This is a genomic window from Microbacterium sp. HA-8 (assembly GCF_046111165.1).
Lineage (GTDB): Bacteria > Actinomycetota > Actinomycetes > Actinomycetales > Microbacteriaceae > Microbacterium.
Genome location: NZ_CP162025.1, coordinates 2,676,685 through 2,691,383 on the forward strand (window position 1 = coordinate 2,676,685; position 14,699 = coordinate 2,691,383).

The following is a 14,699-nucleotide window of genomic DNA, read 5'->3' on the forward strand; positions in this document are numbered from 1 at the left end:
TCATGCCTCCACGGTACCCGCGCGAAGAAGCCCCGATCCGCGGATCGGGGCTTCTTCGGTGTGTCAGGGGCGCGGCGGGGCGGGCGGGCCGTCGGGCGATGCCGGCGGCTCCGGCGCTGCCGGGGGCTCGGGTGAGGCCGGCGGCGGAGTGGACCCGGCGGGCGGCGGGGCGTAGCCGGGTGCGGGCGGCGGCGTGTAGCCGGGCGCAGGCGGCGGGGTGTAGCCCGCGGGCGGACCCGCGTAGCCGGCCGACCCGCTGGAGACCTGGGCGGGCACGCCGTCCCATGTCGTGCGGTCCGCGAGGAAGCCGTTGCCGGCCCACGGTGCGGGTGCGATCGCGGGATTCCAGCGCGCCTGCCCGAACGCGAGGATGCCGAGCCAGATCAGGCCGCCGACCCCGGGGATCAGCCAGAGCAGCAGGTAGTACCACTCCTTGTCGAGCTTGAGGCCCACGCGCCAGCCGGCCAGGACGAGCGCCGCGAGCGAGGCGAGCGAGAGAAGCCACCCCAGGACGGGTACCTGGCCGAGGATCGCCGACGCGACGAACGCCCCCAGCATCACCCACGGCGACAGATCGCCGAGCTTGGCGAAGACCATCCAGTTGTAGACGGGAACCCATGCGCGCCACTTGCCCTGAACACCGGCCTTCTCGAAGATCTTCATCAGGAAGAACGAGCCGATGATGTATCCGGCAAGGACGAAGATGAGCACCAGCGGCAGAAGGATCAGCAAGAACGCCAGTGCCGCACCTGCGCCGCCGTCGTAGTCATAGTCCATGGTGAAGAGCTCCTTCACGAATCGTGCGCGACGTCGCCGCGCGTTCGGGGGCCGACCCCGGCCCGCGCCTCACATGCTAGCGAGGGTGCGCCGCCGATGTCAGGAATCTCCCAGGTTCGGCGCGTCGTCGCGTGTCACGGTGCGGGAATCGTCAGCGTCCAGGTCGTCGAGCCCTCGACGGGCCGCAGCGCGACACCAGCGGCACGAGCCCACGCCTGCAGGGATCGCGCGGATCGCACGCGCGGCCGTTCCTGGGCCAGACGCCGCACGAGCTCACCCTTCGCGTGCTTGTTGAAGTGATTGAGCGCGCGGACCGCGCCGTCCTCCCCCTCGGAGACCACACGCACGTAAGCCGAGGGCACCTCCGCGGGCACGGGCCCGAGCGACACGTAGGCCTCCGACCGCAGATCGAGCACGAAGGTCGGTGCTGCCCGCGCGAGAGAGCGGGTGACGGCATCCGCCCACAGCCGTCGCATCGGCGGCAGCCCCGGAAGAGAGGTGCCCGCGCCCAGCCGGTACGCGGGGATCGCATCGAGGGCACCCACCGGGCCGAACGGAGCGGAGTGGATCATCACGTGCGCGCCCAGCCAGCGGCGGGAGGCCGGCTCGAGAGTCGACACCGACAGCGCGTCGTACAGCACCCCCGTGTATCGCTCGATCGCGGGCCGAGTCGGGGAGGTCAGCAACTGGCGGTTGGCTTCGACGTCGGCGAGCTGACGCGCGCCCAGTTTGAGCACCCGTGCCGCGGCGTCGGCGTCGGCGGAGAGCTGGACCAGGGCATCGACGACGGCGCGTCGTTGGGGGTCCAGCTCGGACATGGCCAGCGCCTCGAGGTCGAGTGCGCGCGAGGCACCGCCGGGGCGCTTGGTCTCGGAGGGGGGAAGCAGAATCAGCATGAGGGGCGATCACGCACAACGCCGGCCTGCCCACAGGGCCGGCCGGCGTTGTGATGCGTTCGATCAGGCGATGAGCGCGGCGTTTCCGGCCACGATCGTCAGCTCGTCGGCCTCCATGGAGAGGAAACCGTCCTGGGCGTTGGCGAGGATCTTCGAGCCGTCCGTCCGGGTGATGCGCACCTGGCCCTCGGCGAGAATGGCGAGGATCGGCTCATGCCCGGCCATCAGGCCGATCTCGCCCTCGACGGTCTTGGCGATGACGAGGCTGGCCTCACCGCTCCAGATCTCCGCGTCCGCGGAGACCAGGCTCACGTTGACCGGCATGATCAGCCGTTCTCCTTCTGGATCTGCGCCCAGCGCGCCTCGACGTCGCCGATGCCGCCGACGTTGAAGAACGCCTGCTCTGCGACGTGGTCGAAGTCGCCCTTGACGATCGCGTCGAACGACTCGATCGTCTCCTTGATCGGGACCGTCGAACCCTCGACACCGGTGAACTTCTTCGCCATGTAGGTGTTCTGCGAGAGGAACTGCTGGATGCGGCGGGCGCGCGAGACGACCACCTTGTCCTCCTCCGACAGCTCGTCGACACCGAGGATCGCGATGATCTCCTGCAGCTCCTTGTTCTTCTGCAGGATCTGCTTCACGGCAGTCGCCACGCGGTAGTGGTCGGCGCCGATGTAGCGCGGGTCGAGGATACGGCTGGTCGAGGTCAGCGGGTCGACGGCAGGGTACAGACCCTTCGACGCGATCTCACGCGAGAGCTCCGTCGTCGCGTCGAGATGGGCGAACGTGGTCGCCGGTGCGGGGTCGGTGTAGTCATCGGCCGGCACGTAGATCGCCTGCAGCGAGGTGATCGAGTGACCGCGCGTCGACGTGATGCGTTCCTGGAGCACACCCATCTCGTCGGCGAGGTTCGGCTGATAGCCGACCGCGGACGGCATGCGGCCCAGAAGCGTCGAGACCTCGGAACCGGCCTGCGTGAAGCGGAAGATGTTGTCGATGAACAGGAGCACGTCCTGCTTCTGCACGTCGCGGAAGTACTCCGCCATCGTCAGGGCCGACAGGGCGACGCGCAGGCGCGTTCCCGGCGGCTCGTCCATCTGGCCGAACACGAGGGCGGTCTTGTCGAAGACACCCGCCTCCTCCATCTCGTGGATCAGGTCGTTGCCCTCACGCGTGCGCTCACCGACACCGGCGAACACCGACACACCGCCGTGGTCCTGGGCGACGCGCTGGATCATCTCCTGGATGAGCACGGTCTTGCCCACGCCCGCGCCACCGAAGAGGCCGATCTTTCCACCCTGCACGTAGGGGGTGAGCAGGTCGATGACCTTGATGCCGGTCTCGAACATCTGGGTCTTCGACTCGAGCTGGTCGAAGTTCGGCGCCTTGCGGTGGATGCCCCAGCGCTCGGTCACCTCCACGGTCTGACCCGGCTCGGCGTTGAGCACCTCGCCGATGACGTTGAAGACCTTGCCCTTGGTGACGTCCCCGACGGGGACCGTGATCGGGCCGCCGGTGTCGCGCACCTCCTGGCCGCGAACGACACCGTCGGTGGGCTTGAGGGCGATCGCGCGCACGAGATCGTCGCCGAGGTGCTGCGCGACCTCGAGGGTGATCTCGGTCGACTCGTCGCCGATCACGATCGTCGTCTTGAGCGCGTTGTAGATCTCGGGGATCGCGTCGTGCGGGAACTCGATGTCGACGACGGGACCGGTGACGCGCGCGACGCGCCCTGTGACCGCGGTCTCCGGCGCTTCGGCGGGGGCGGTGAGGCTCATGGTCTTCTTCTCTTTCGTGTGGGCTACTTCGCAGATGAGAGGGCGTCGGCCCCGCCGACGATCTCGGCGATCTGCTGAGTGATCTCGGCCTGGCGCGCGTTGTTGCGCAGGCGCGTGTAGTCGGTGATGAGTTTGTCGGCGTTGTCGCTGGCGGACTTCATCGCCTTCTGCGTGGCCGCGTGCTTGGCGGCGGAGGACTGCAGCAGCGCGTTGAACACGCGGCTCTGCACGTACACCGGCAGGAGGGAGTCGAGCACCGTCTCGGCGTCCGGCTCGAACTCGTAGAGCGGGTAGACGGCGTGGTCGTCGACATCGCCCTCAGACTCGACGATCTCGAGCGGGAGCAGGCGGAGGGTCTCGGGCGTCTGCGTCATCATGCTGACGAAGCGGTTGTAGACGAGGTTGATCTCGTCGACGCCGTCGTTCTCTCCCCCACGTCCGAAGGCCTCCAGCAGCTCGCTGCTGATCTCCTCGGCCGTGCGGAACTGCGGGGTGTCGGTGTCACCGGTCCACTGCGCGATGCTCGCGAGTTTGCGGAACTGGAAGTATCCGACGGCCTTGCGTCCGACGAGGTAGAACGCGATCTCCTTGCCCTGTGAGCGCAGAAGCTCGGCGAGCTCCAGGCCCTCGCGCAGCACCTGCGAGTTGAAGGCGCCCGCCAGACCGCGATCGGAGGTGAAGATGACGACCGCGGACCGGCGGATGACCTCGGGCTCCTGCGTGAGCGGATGCTGCACGTTGGAGTGCGTGGCCACGGCCGACACCGCGCGGGTCACGGCGCGCGCGAAGGGCGTCGACGCCTTCACGCGAGCCATCGCCTTCTGAATGCGGGAGGCCGCGATGAGCTCCATCGCCTTCGTGATCTTCTTGGTCGTCTGAGCAGATGAGATCTTCTGCTTGTAGACCCTCAGTTGTGCGCCCATGGTTTCGCTGTCGCGTCTCTCCTAGCCCCGGCGGCCCTTGACGATCTTCTCCTGGCTGATGTCCTCGGCCTCCGCGGCCTCGACCTTCTCGTTGCCGGGAGCGGTGAGGGACTGGCCCTTGCCACCCTGGAACTCGAGCGCGAACGCATCGACCTGCTTCTCGAGCTCAGCCGCGGTGTCGTCGTCGAGGACGTTCGTCTCGCGCAGCGTGTCGAGGATCGACGTGTTACGACGCAGGTGGTCGAGCAGCTCGCTCTCGAAGCGCAGGACGTCCTCGACCTCGATCGTGTCGAGCTTTCCGTTGGTGCCGGCCCAGATCGAGACGACCTGCTCCTCCACCGGATACGGCGAGTACTGGGGCTGCTTGAGCAGCTCGGTCAGACGCGCACCGCGCGCCAGCTGGCGGCGGGATGCGGCGTCGAGGTCGCTCGCGAACATCGCGAACGCCTCGAGCGAGCGGTACTGGGCGAGCTCGAGCTTGAGCGTTCCCGAGACCTTCTTGATCGACTTGACCTGAGCGTCGCCGCCGACTCGGGAGACCGAGATACCCACGTCGACCGCGGGGCGCTGGTTGGCGTTGAACAGGTCGGACTGCAGGAAGATCTGTCCGTCGGTGATCGAGATCACGTTGGTCGGGATGTACGCCGACACATCGTTCGCCTTCGTCTCGATGATCGGCAGACCGGTCATCGACCCCGCGCCCAGCTCGTCCGAGAGCTTCGCGCAGCGCTCGAGCAGGCGGGAGTGCAGGTAGAAGACGTCTCCGGGGTACGCCTCGCGGCCCGGCGGGCGGCGAAGCAGCAGCGACACGGCGCGGTACGCCTCGGCCTGCTTGGACAGGTCGTCGAAGATGATCAGGACGTGCTTGCCGCCGTACATCCAGTGCTGGCCGATGGCCGAACCAGTATAGGGCGCGAGGTACTTGAAGCCCGCGGGGTCGGACGCGGGGGCCGCGACGATGGTGGTGTACTCCATCGCCCCGGCGTCCTCGAGCGCACCCTTGACGGAGGCGATCGTGGAGCCCTTCTGCCCGATGGCGACGTAGATGCAGCGGACCTGCTTCTCGGGGTCGCCCGAGGCCCAGTTGTCCTTCTGATTGATGATCGTGTCGATCGCGATCGCGGTCTTGCCGGTCTGACGGTCGCCGATGATGAGCTGACGCTGACCGCGGCCGACGGGGATCATGGCGTCGATGGCCTTGATGCCCGTCTGCATCGGCTCGTGCACGCTCTTGCGCTGCATGACGCCGGGGGCCTGCAGCTCGAGCGCACGGCGGCCCTCGGTCGCGATGGCGCCGAGACCGTCGATCGGGTTTCCGAGCGGGTCGACGACGCGGCCGAGGTAGCCGTCGCCGACACCCACCGAGAGCACCTCACCGGTGCGCGTGACCTGCTGTCCGGCCTCGATGCCCGAGAACTCGCCGAGGACGACCACACCGATCTCGTGCTCATCGAGGTTCTGCGCCAGACCCTGAGTGCCGTCGCCGAAGGTGACGAGTTCGTTGGCCATGACGCCCGGCAGGCCCTCGACGTGGGCGATGCCGTCGGCGGCGTCGACGACGGTCCCGACCTCGGATGAGGCGGCCCCCGTCGGCTCGTACGCCGCGACGAAGTCCCGCAGGGCGTCACGGATGACGTCGGGGCTGATCGATAGTTCTGCCATTGTCTTCCTCTGTCTCAGAAGTTGTGTCTATGAGGAGCCGGGGCTCCGGATGTGCGCGCGCTGCGCGTCTGTTCGGTCAGCCGGCCAGACGCTGTCGCAGGTCGGCGAGCCTCGAGGCGATCGAGGCGTCGATCACGTCGTCGGCGATCTGGATACGCAGCCCCCCGACGACGCCGGGGTCGACCACGGTGTTGAGCGAGACATCCCGCCCGTACTTCGTCGACAGCAGCGTGGCGAGCTTGTTCGCCTGCGAGCGGGTCAGGGGCGTGGCGGTCACGACCGTCGCCACGGCGCGGCCGCGCTCGTCCGAGACGATCCGCATCGCGCGGCTGAGCAGTTGGCGGATGCGACGCTCCCCCGGCTGCTGCACGATCGATGCCACGATCAGCTTCGTGCCCGCGGCCGTGCGATCCGTCAAGAGAGTCTCGATCAGGCGCCCCTTGGCCGTCGCGTCACCGAGACGGCTGCCCAGGGCGAGCTCGAGTGAGGGGTTGGCCGCCACCGCGCGGGTGAAGGCGAAGAGCTCGCCCTCGATGTCGGCTGCGGCATCCGCCTTCGCCGCCGCGCGGATCGCGAGCTCCTCGATGCCCTCGACGAGATCGGCCGCCCGCGACCAGCGCTGCTGCACCGCGGTCGTCAGGAGCGAGACCGTCACCGGCGAGAAGTCGCGACCGAACACGTCGGCGACGACCTTGGCCCGGGACGGCGAAGAGGCGGAGGGATCGGCGAGCGCGCCGCTCAGCGGCGAGGAAGCTCCCACGACGCGTGCCGCGGTGAACAGCTCGTCCGCGGTGGCGAGATCGACACCGCTCGTCGCGGACAGCGCCGCGGCGATCTCGCCGAGCGCCTGAGTGGTCGCGCTGCCCATTACTGCGCCTTTCCGGCGGTGCTCTGCTCCGAGGCCTCGAGGTCGGCCAGGAAGCGGTCGACGACCGACTTGGCCTTCGCATCGTCGGAGAGCGTCTCACCGATGACCCCGCCGGCGAGGTCGAGGGCGAGGGTGCCGACCTCCGAGCGGAGCGAGACGAAGGCGCTGCGGCGCTCGGCCTCGATCTGCGCGTGCGCGCTGGTGGTCAGACGCGTGGCCTCGACGCTCGCCTGCTCACGGGCTTCGGCGACGATCTTCTTGCCGTCCTCGCGAGCCGCCTCGCGGATCTCACCCGCCTCTTTGCGCGCCTCGGCGAGCTGGGCGGTGTACTCCTCCAGCGCCGCCTCGGCCTTGCGCTGGGCCTCGTCGGCCTTGGCGATGTTGCCCTCGATCGCCGCGGAGCGCTGGTCGAGCAGCGCCGTCATGCGCGGCAGGACGACACGCCAGAACACCACGAGGATGATGACGAAGCAGACCGCCGACCAGATGATGTCGTAGTAGGCGGGCAGAAGCGGGTTCTGAGACTCGCCTTCTTCTGCTGCGAGAGTGACAAGAGCGCTCAGCATCCTGTCTCCTTACGTCGAGAGGGTCGGATCAGTAGCCGAAGATGAAGCCGGTCGCGATACCGATGAACGCGAGCGCCTCGGTGAAGGCGATACCGATGAACATCAGCACCTGCAGGCGGCCGGCGAGCTCGGGCTGGCGCGCGACGCCCTCGATCGTCTTGCCGACGACGATGCCCACGCCGATGGCGGGGCCGATGGCGGCGAGGCCGTAGCCGACGCTGGCGATCGATCCGGTGAGCTGGGCGAGAACCGTAGTTGCGTCCACGGAGGTGTTTCCTTTCGTTGGGTGGTCAGGCGGGTGCCGGACCGCTCAGTGCTCTTCCGCGACCGCGAGCTGGATGTAGACCGCGGTGAGGATTGCGAAGACGTACGCCTGGAGGAAGGCCACCAGGAGTTCGAACAGGGTGAAGGCGAAGCCGAACGCGAGCGTTCCGACGCCCAGCAGCGACCACAGTCCGCCGAGGCCGAAGATGAAGAACTGCGTGGCGGAGAAGAAGAGCACCAGCATGAGGTGCCCGACGATCATGTTCATCAGCAGACGCAGCGTCAGCGTGACGGGGCGGATGATGAAGGTCGAGAGGAACTCGAGCGGGATGATCAGGATGTAGAGGAACCACGGCAGCCCGGGAGGCATCAGCGAGTTCTTGAAGAAGTTGCCGGGGCTCTTGCGGATGCCGGCATAGATGAACGTGACGTACGCCACGATCGCCAGCAGCAGGGGAACGGCGATGACACTCGTGCCCGCGATGTTGAGCCCGGGGATGATTCCCGTCAGGTTCATGAACAGGATCATGAAGAACATCGTCGTCAGGATCGGGAGGAACCGATCTCCGTCTTTGCGACCGAGGAGGTCGTGGGCGATGTTGACACGGACGAAGTCCAGTCCCATCTCGACGACACTCTGGAAGCGGCCGGGGACGACCTTCATCCGGCGCGTGCCGATGACGAAGACGAGGATCAGGACGATCGTCGCGAGGATCTGGACGAGGTTGATCCGCGAGAACGCGAAGATCGTGCCCTCGAAGAAGACCGGCGGAAAGAAGTCCGAGATCGACGGCGGGTGGAACTCTTCATCCGTGGATGCGGTCGCGATCAGTGTCGCAGCTTGAGTAAACAGCGCTGGCTCCGGCTTCGGGGCACCGGGTTCAGCCGGTGCGACGATGGGTGGTGAGCGTCATCCACGGCGTGCACATCTCTGTGTTGTGGTCAGACGGTGTTGGCTCAGAAGAGGTCGAATAATCGACGACGTCTGTTCGACTGTGTCTTCACGAACGGCAGTTCAGTGCACGGCCCAGGGGAACATCACAACCCTACCAAGGATCACGGGTGCTCACGAATCCGACGCGGTCGTGGCGCCCTCCGGCGGCGAATCGTCATCGCCCGGAAGCCGGACGTCGCTCGCGTACGGCAGGCGCATGCGGAGCAGGACGACGACATCCACCGCGAGCGCCGCCATGATCGCGGCGACGAGGGAGACGAAGAAGACCCCCGGGACCAGCCACGGCGCGCCGCGCACTACGAGCAGCACGACGATGAAGACGATGAGCTTGAGGATCCACCCGCCGAGCACGACGCCGAAGAAGATCGGCACATACAGCTCGTCTCCGAACCAGCGATTGGCCACCAGGATGCTGATGGCCGTGATCGCGAGGAAGATCGCGGCCACGAGCACGCCGACCAGTCCACTGATGAGCCCCTCGGATCCCGAGACCGCGAACCCGATGCCGGCGGCGGCCAGCGCGAGCAGGGCCGTCACGATTCCTCCCCAGCGGAGGGCCGCCGCGAGGATCGGAGTGCTCGAGGGGCGGCGGGCGGGAGTGGGGCGGGGCGGGTTCGTCATGGCAGCTCCTCGACGGGGGTCAGGATCTCCTCGGGGGAGCGTGTCGGCTGGGACCGGCGTGCGCGCCGGGAAGGCAGGAAGGTGATCGTGAGGCAGGCGGCCGCGCCGACGACGCCGAACGCGATGCCCAACCCGTACATCTCGGGGTAGAGGAACATCAGCAGCACGGCGATCGCGATGATCGAGGTCCACGCGTAGAAGATCAACACGGCGTCGCGGTCGGAGTGTCCCATGTCGAGCATCCGGTGGTGCAGGTGCTTGCGGTCGGGCGAGAACGGCGATTTTCCTGCACGGACGCGACGCAGGACGGCCAGTCCGAAATCGAGCAGGGGCAACAGCACGACGACGACGGGCAGCAGGATCGGGATGAAGGCACCCAGCAGCTGGGAACGGCCGATGTTCTCGGGATCGAGGACGCTGGGGTCGAGGGCTCCCGTGATCGCGATGGCCGACGTCGCCATCAGAAGCCCCATCATGAGCGCACCGGCGTCGCCCATGAAGAGCTTCGCGGGGCTCCAGTTCAGCGGCAGGAACCCCACGCACGCACCGACCAGGGCCGCGGCGATGAAGGTCGCGAGCGAGAAGTTGCTCGTCGCGAACTCTCGCAGCAGGAGGTACGAGTACACGAAGAAGATGCCGTTGGCGATCAGGCCGACACCCGCGACGAGCCCGTCGAGTCCATCGATGAAGTTGACGGCGTTCATGACGACCACGATCGCGAACACGGTGAGCACGAAGCTGACCCACGGCGAACCCACGACGATGCCGCCGATGGGCAGCGAGTAGATCTGCAGCTCCCCCGGACCCGCGATGATGCCTGCTGCGAGGAACTGCGCACCGAGCTTGATCATCCAGTCCAGGTCCCAGAGGTCGTCCGCGACACCGACCAGGACGATGAGCAGAGTCGCCCCGAGGATCGCGAGCACCTGCCGCGGATCGACCCAGAACGCGTCGAAGTATCCGTTCGCCTTCGAGACCGCGAACGCCGCCGCGACTCCCAGGAACATCGCGATGCCACCGAGTCGGGGTGTCGGCGTCTTGTGCACGTCGCGCTCGCGGATGCCGGGATACAGCTTGTAGCGCATGCTCAGCTGCCAGACCGCCCACGACAGTGCGAGGGTCACGAACCCGGCGAAGAGGATGGTGAAGACGTACTGCTTCACGAAGCGTCGTCCGCTACGAGTGTGTCGCCGAGGATCTCACGCAGATCGGCCGCGGCGACGGCGCCCTGACGGAGGATTCGCGCTCCGCCGCCGGAGCGTGCGACGAGCCCGGTCGCATCGACGATCGTCGAGGCGACCCCCGTGCGCGAGGGGCCGTCGTCGAGGTAGACGGCAACCGATGAGCCCAGCATGTCGTGCGCGTCGATCATCGACGTCGCCGCGGGATGGCCCGTGAGGTTGGCGCTGGACACGGCGAGCGGTCCCGTCTCCTGCAGCAGCTCCAGGGCCACGCGATGATCCGGCATGCGCACCGCGACGGTGCCGTGGGTCTCACCCAGATCCCATGCGAGCGACGGCTGGGAGGGCAGCACGACGGTCAGGCCACCCGGCCAGAATCGCTCGACCAGTGCCTCGACCTGCTCGGGCACCTCGGCGACCAGTGCCCTCAGCATCCCCGCGCCGGCGACGAGGACCGGCGGCGGAGACTGGCGCCCGCGCCCCTTGGCTGCGAGCAGGCGCGCGACGGCCGCGGCGTTGAAGGCGTCTGCGGCGATGCCGTACACGGTGTCGGTGGGAAGGACGACGAGCTCGCCCCGACCGATCGACGAGCGCGCGTGGCGCATGCCCGAGAGCAGCTGCGCCTCGTCGCGGCAGTCGAAGAGGGAGGACATAGCGGGTCAAGTCTACGGCGAAGCCCCCGCGCGCTTCGTCGACGCGACGGTGACCGCAGCCAGGGCGCGGCCGTTACGGACGCAGAGCCGTCGTGGTGCGGTCGCGCATCGTCAGATCGGGATGCGTCGCCGTCGCACGCCACCCGTCGGCGGCGAGCAGTTCGCGGATCGGAGCGCCCTGCCACTCGCCGTGCTCGATGACGAGCACTCCTCCGGGGCGCGCAAGACGCAGCGCCGCCCGGCTGATCACGCGCACCACGTCGAGGCCGTCCTCGCCGCCGTAGAGCGCTGCCGGCGGATCGTAGAAGCGCACCTCGGGATCGCGCGGGATCGCGGCGTCGGGCACGTAGGGAGGATTGGAGACGACGACATCGACGCCGCCATCCAGCTCCGGCAGGGCGGTGGCGAGGTCGCCGAAGACGATGCGCGCATTGTCGGCGCCGACACGGGCGGCGTTCTCGCGAGCCCAGATGTACGCCTCGACGGACTTCTCGACCGCGTGCACCTCGGCGTGCGGCACCTCTGTGGCCAGGGCGAGGGCGATCGCCCCGCTTCCGGTGCCGAGATCGACGGCGACGGGGCGGGGGGATGCCGAGGCCCGCAGCGCGTCGATCGCCAGCTGAGCGACGGATTCGGTCTCGGGCCTGGGCACGAAGACGCCGGGACCGACGGAGAGCGTCAGATGCCGAAAGGGCGCCGTGCCGGTGAGGTGCTGAAGCGGCTCGCGCGCGCATCGACGGTCGATGAGGCGATCCAGCAGCGCGGCCTGGGCGGGACGCACGGCATCGCCACGCACCGCCGCGGCCTGAACTCCCCCGCGGGAGAGCCCCAGCACATGCGCGGCGAGCATCTCGGCGTCGACGTCGGGATCGGGCACGTGGGCTGCGCTCAGGCGGTCCGCGGCACGGCGCACGGCGGTGCGCAGCGAGGGCGCGGAGACGTCGCTGATCACGGAGGTGTCGGGGGCAGCCATGGGCCCGTCCAGCCTACGTCGCCCGGGCCACGGGTCTCGAAAGGGCGGAAGAGCCGATATCGGATCGTCACAAAGCGCTCGGGGCGAGGCCTCGGGGCGTCACATTCGGGCCCCGATGGGACGAGCTCGCCTAGGCTTTGAACGGCGTGCCGATGACGCGCGCCCCCGACGTCCCTTCGTGAAAGGCAGCCCATGGCCGGCATCCACCCCGACATCACCTCCGCCTTCGGCAACACCCCTCTCGTGCGCCTGAACCGCGTGGCCGAGGGGGTCGAGGCGAACATCCTGGCGAAGCTGGAGTTCTACAACCCCGCATCCAGTGTCAAGGACCGCCTCGGCATCGCGATCGTGGACGCCGCGGAGGCATCGGGCGAGCTCACCCCGGGCGGCACAATCGTCGAGGCGACGAGCGGCAACACCGGCATCGCGCTCGCGATGGTGGGGGCTGCCCGCGGGTACAAGGTGATCCTCACGATGCCGGCGTCGATGTCGAAGGAGCGCCGGACGCTCCTCAAGGCGTTCGGGGCCGAGCTCGTGCTCACCGACCCGACCAAGGGCATGAAGCACGCCGTCGAAGAGGCGGAGCGCATCGCCGCCGAGACACCCGGTGCGGTCCTCGCGAAGCAGTTCGCGAATGAGGCCAACCCCGCCATCCACCGCAAGACCACGGCGGAGGAGATCCTGCGCGATACCGACGGCACGGTCGACTACTTCGTCGCCGGCATCGGCACCGGCGGCACGATCACGGGCGTCGGCCAGGTACTCAAGGAGCGGGTCCCCGGCGTGAAGGTGATCGCGGTGGAGCCCAAGGACTCCCCCATCCTCACCGAGGGACACCCCGGGCCGCACAAGATCCAGGGCATCGGCCCGAACTTCATCCCGGCGATCCTCGACCGCGACGTCATCGACGAGGTGATCGACGTGGAGTTCGACGACGCGATCGCGCTGGCGCGCGAGACGGCGGCGAAGGACGGCATCCTCGTCGGGATGTCCTCGGGCGCCGCGATCTGGGCGGCCCTCGAGATCGCCCGGCGCCCGGAGGCCGCGGGCAAGAACATCGTCGTCATCATCCCCTCGTTCGGCGAGCGGTACCTCTCGACGGCCCTGTACGCGCACCTCAGCGAGGACTGAGCCGATGGGTCTGCGCGCCGCGTGGTCGCACGTCCGTGAGGACGTCGCGGCCGCGCGGCTGCGCGATCCCGCCGCGCGCGGCGGCGCCGAGATCGCGCTGCTTTATCCGGGACTGCACGCGATCTGGGCGCACCGCGTGTGGCACGCCCTGTGGCGACGGCGCGTGCGCTTCGTCGCGCGCGCGGGGTCGCAGATCACCAGGGCGCTCACCGGGATCGAGATCCACCCCGGCGCGCAGATCGGCCGGCGCTTCTTCATCGATCACGGCATGGGCGTCGTCATCGGCGAGACGGCCGAGGTCGGCGACGACGTCATGCTGTACCACGGCGTCACCCTGGGCGGTCGTACGCGCGACTCGGGCAAGCGCCACCCCACACTCGGCGACGGCGTCGCCGTCGGCGCGGGCGCGAAGATCCTCGGACCGGTCGTGATCGGCGCCGGTTCCGTCGTCGGCGCGAATGCCGTGGTCACCCGCGACGCCCCGGCCGCGTCGGTACTCGTCGGCATTCCGGCCAAGGCGCGGGCGCGACGGGCCGGCGAAGACACGCGCGCGCTCCTGACCACGCCCGAGTACCAGATCTGACACGGATCGCGAGACGCGGAGCGTGAGCTGCGCTGTGGTGGCGCGACGCCTCAGCGCAGGACGATGCCGAGGCGGCGGCCCGCGAGTGCGTGATCGCGCAGGTGCAGCAGCATGGCGATCGCCATGACCGCGAGCCCGGCGATCTCGAGCGTCTCCTCGAATCCGGCGAGGATCCACACCAGCGGGTCGAACTCGTCGCGCAGGAACGACTCCACCTCGGCCCCCGCACTGGCGCTGATCACCTCGACGCCGAGTGCACCGCCGACGTACAGGGCTCCGGCGACGATGACCAGGCGGCGCGTGAGCACCGGCAGGCGCACGACGAAGCGCACCAGGAAGGGCGCGGCGACGAGCAGGGCGATGCCCACGGGGATGACCCATGCGTACCAGAGCGGACCGCCCGTGATGCCGAGCAGGTTGCGCGTGGTGTACATGAGGCTCTCGTGCAGCGCGGCGCCCTCGTCGAGCGAGAGATAGGCGAAGACGATCGCCAGGATCATCCAGATCCGCCGTTCCCGCCCTCGGGCGGTCGCCAGCGAGGTCGTGGCCAGCAGCAGCGCGATGGCCATGAGCAGCATCATGTTGTACCAGGTCGGGATGCTGGTCTCGGCATCCATGTCGAAGGCGCCCACCAGTCGCCCCTCGTAGGTGAGCACGCCGAGCTGCGCGAGCAGGTGGACCGCGAGGTGCGCAAAAGGCAGTGCGGCGGTGATGATGGCGATGACCATCGCCACGGTGCGCACCCGCACCGTGATGCCCAGCGGCGGCACGTCCGTCTCCGGCACGGTGATGAACGTTCTGCGATGCACGGTGCCGGTCATGGCGTCCCCTATCCCCAGTGGTGACGCCGCTCCCCCGAGCGGAG

Annotated in this window: 18 protein-coding genes; 3 read left to right on the plus strand and 15 right to left on the minus strand. The window is 68.6% G+C overall.

Features of this window, described 5'->3' with window-relative positions; genetic code table 11:
- Nucleotides 1-63: 63 nt before the first annotated feature.
- From AB2L57_RS12760 to atpB, 10 genes are all read right to left on the minus strand, one after another.
- A complete protein-coding gene (locus AB2L57_RS12760; RefSeq protein ID WP_409047258.1) occupies nucleotides 64-777 on the minus strand; it encodes a large exoprotein in 714 nt (237 codons plus the stop codon).
- Between the two features lie 134 nt (nucleotides 778-911).
- Nucleotides 912-1,673 carry a YaaA family protein gene (locus AB2L57_RS12765; protein WP_409047259.1) on the minus strand — a complete coding sequence of 254 codons (762 nt, stop codon included), beginning with the start codon at nucleotides 1,671-1,673 and terminating at the stop codon, nucleotides 912-914.
- Nucleotides 1,674-1,736: 63 nt separating this feature from the next.
- Nucleotides 1,737-1,997, minus strand: coding sequence for a F0F1 ATP synthase subunit epsilon (locus AB2L57_RS12770; protein ID WP_292813105.1), 261 nt, complete (start codon nucleotides 1,995-1,997; stop codon nucleotides 1,737-1,739).
- A gap of 2 nt (nucleotides 1,998-1,999) precedes the next feature.
- On the minus strand, nucleotides 2,000-3,454 hold the full coding sequence (atpD, locus tag AB2L57_RS12775; protein WP_409047260.1) for a F0F1 ATP synthase subunit beta: 1,455 nt from the start codon (nucleotides 3,452-3,454) through the stop codon (nucleotides 2,000-2,002).
- A gap of 23 nt (nucleotides 3,455-3,477) precedes the next feature.
- On the minus strand, nucleotides 3,478-4,377 hold the full coding sequence (locus AB2L57_RS12780; protein WP_409047261.1) for a F0F1 ATP synthase subunit gamma: 900 nt from the start codon (nucleotides 4,375-4,377) through the stop codon (nucleotides 3,478-3,480).
- Between the two features lie 21 nt (nucleotides 4,378-4,398).
- Entirely contained in the window at nucleotides 4,399-6,039 is a 1,641-nt protein-coding gene (atpA, locus tag AB2L57_RS12785; protein WP_409047262.1) for a F0F1 ATP synthase subunit alpha, read from the minus strand.
- A 76-nt stretch (nucleotides 6,040-6,115) separates the two neighbouring features.
- The gene (locus tag AB2L57_RS12790) at nucleotides 6,116-6,907 is read right to left on the minus strand and encodes a F0F1 ATP synthase subunit delta (RefSeq protein ID WP_409047263.1); all 792 of its coding nucleotides are present in this window, start codon (nucleotides 6,905-6,907) and stop codon (nucleotides 6,116-6,118) included.
- Nucleotides 6,907-7,473, minus strand: a complete 567-nt coding sequence (locus AB2L57_RS12795; protein WP_292815802.1) for a F0F1 ATP synthase subunit B — start codon at nucleotides 7,471-7,473, stop codon at nucleotides 6,907-6,909. Before AB2L57_RS12795 ends, AB2L57_RS12790 begins: the two co-directional genes overlap by 1 nt.
- Nucleotides 7,474-7,501: 28 nt before the next feature.
- The gene (gene atpE, locus AB2L57_RS12800; protein ID WP_292815799.1) at nucleotides 7,502-7,738 is read right to left on the minus strand and encodes a F0F1 ATP synthase subunit C; all 237 of its coding nucleotides are present in this window, start codon (nucleotides 7,736-7,738) and stop codon (nucleotides 7,502-7,504) included.
- 45 nt (nucleotides 7,739-7,783) lie between these two features.
- Nucleotides 7,784-8,485: a F0F1 ATP synthase subunit A gene (atpB, locus tag AB2L57_RS12805; RefSeq protein ID WP_409048628.1), complete on the minus strand. Its 702-nt coding sequence runs from the start codon at nucleotides 8,483-8,485 to the stop codon at nucleotides 7,784-7,786.
- Here atpB and AB2L57_RS12810 point away from each other — a divergent pair.
- On the plus strand, nucleotides 8,415-8,582 hold the full coding sequence (locus AB2L57_RS12810; RefSeq protein ID WP_409047264.1) for a hypothetical protein: 168 nt from the start codon (nucleotides 8,415-8,417) through the stop codon (nucleotides 8,580-8,582). The two genes, atpB and AB2L57_RS12810, sit on opposite strands and share 71 nt — an antisense overlap.
- A gap of 221 nt (nucleotides 8,583-8,803) precedes the next feature.
- Here the strand turns inward: AB2L57_RS12810 and AB2L57_RS12815 are convergent, their stop codons facing one another.
- The 4 genes from AB2L57_RS12815 to prmC form a co-directional block, all read right to left on the minus strand.
- Nucleotides 8,804-9,313 carry a hypothetical protein gene (locus tag AB2L57_RS12815; protein WP_292814672.1) on the minus strand — a complete coding sequence of 170 codons (510 nt, stop codon included), beginning with the start codon at nucleotides 9,311-9,313 and terminating at the stop codon, nucleotides 8,804-8,806.
- Nucleotides 9,310-10,476 (minus strand): MraY family glycosyltransferase, encoded by a 1,167-nt coding sequence (locus AB2L57_RS12820; protein ID WP_292814675.1) that lies wholly within the window; start codon nucleotides 10,474-10,476, stop codon nucleotides 9,310-9,312. The genes AB2L57_RS12815 and AB2L57_RS12820 overlap by 4 nt, the downstream gene beginning before the upstream one ends.
- The gene (locus AB2L57_RS12825; protein WP_292814678.1) at nucleotides 10,473-11,147 is read right to left on the minus strand and encodes an L-threonylcarbamoyladenylate synthase; all 675 of its coding nucleotides are present in this window, start codon (nucleotides 11,145-11,147) and stop codon (nucleotides 10,473-10,475) included. Before AB2L57_RS12825 ends, AB2L57_RS12820 begins: the two co-directional genes overlap by 4 nt.
- A gap of 73 nt (nucleotides 11,148-11,220) precedes the next feature.
- Nucleotides 11,221-12,120, minus strand: coding sequence for a peptide chain release factor N(5)-glutamine methyltransferase (gene prmC, locus AB2L57_RS12830; protein ID WP_292814681.1), 900 nt, complete (start codon nucleotides 12,118-12,120; stop codon nucleotides 11,221-11,223).
- Nucleotides 12,121-12,312: 192 nt separating this feature from the next.
- On the opposite strand from prmC, the gene cysK reads away from it, so the two are divergent.
- Both cysK and epsC read left to right on the plus strand, forming a co-directional pair.
- Nucleotides 12,313-13,251, plus strand: coding sequence for a cysteine synthase A (gene cysK / locus AB2L57_RS12835; RefSeq protein ID WP_292814684.1), 939 nt, complete (start codon nucleotides 12,313-12,315; stop codon nucleotides 13,249-13,251).
- A gap of 4 nt (nucleotides 13,252-13,255) precedes the next feature.
- Complete coding sequence (epsC, locus tag AB2L57_RS12840; RefSeq protein ID WP_292814687.1) at nucleotides 13,256-13,834, plus strand: serine O-acetyltransferase EpsC; 579 nt, start codon at nucleotides 13,256-13,258, stop codon at nucleotides 13,832-13,834.
- Between the two features lie 50 nt (nucleotides 13,835-13,884).
- Here the strand turns inward: epsC and AB2L57_RS12845 are convergent, their stop codons facing one another.
- On the minus strand, nucleotides 13,885-14,655 hold the full coding sequence (locus AB2L57_RS12845; RefSeq protein ID WP_292814689.1) for a hypothetical protein: 771 nt from the start codon (nucleotides 14,653-14,655) through the stop codon (nucleotides 13,885-13,887).
- Between the last annotated feature and the right edge of the window lie 44 nt (nucleotides 14,656-14,699).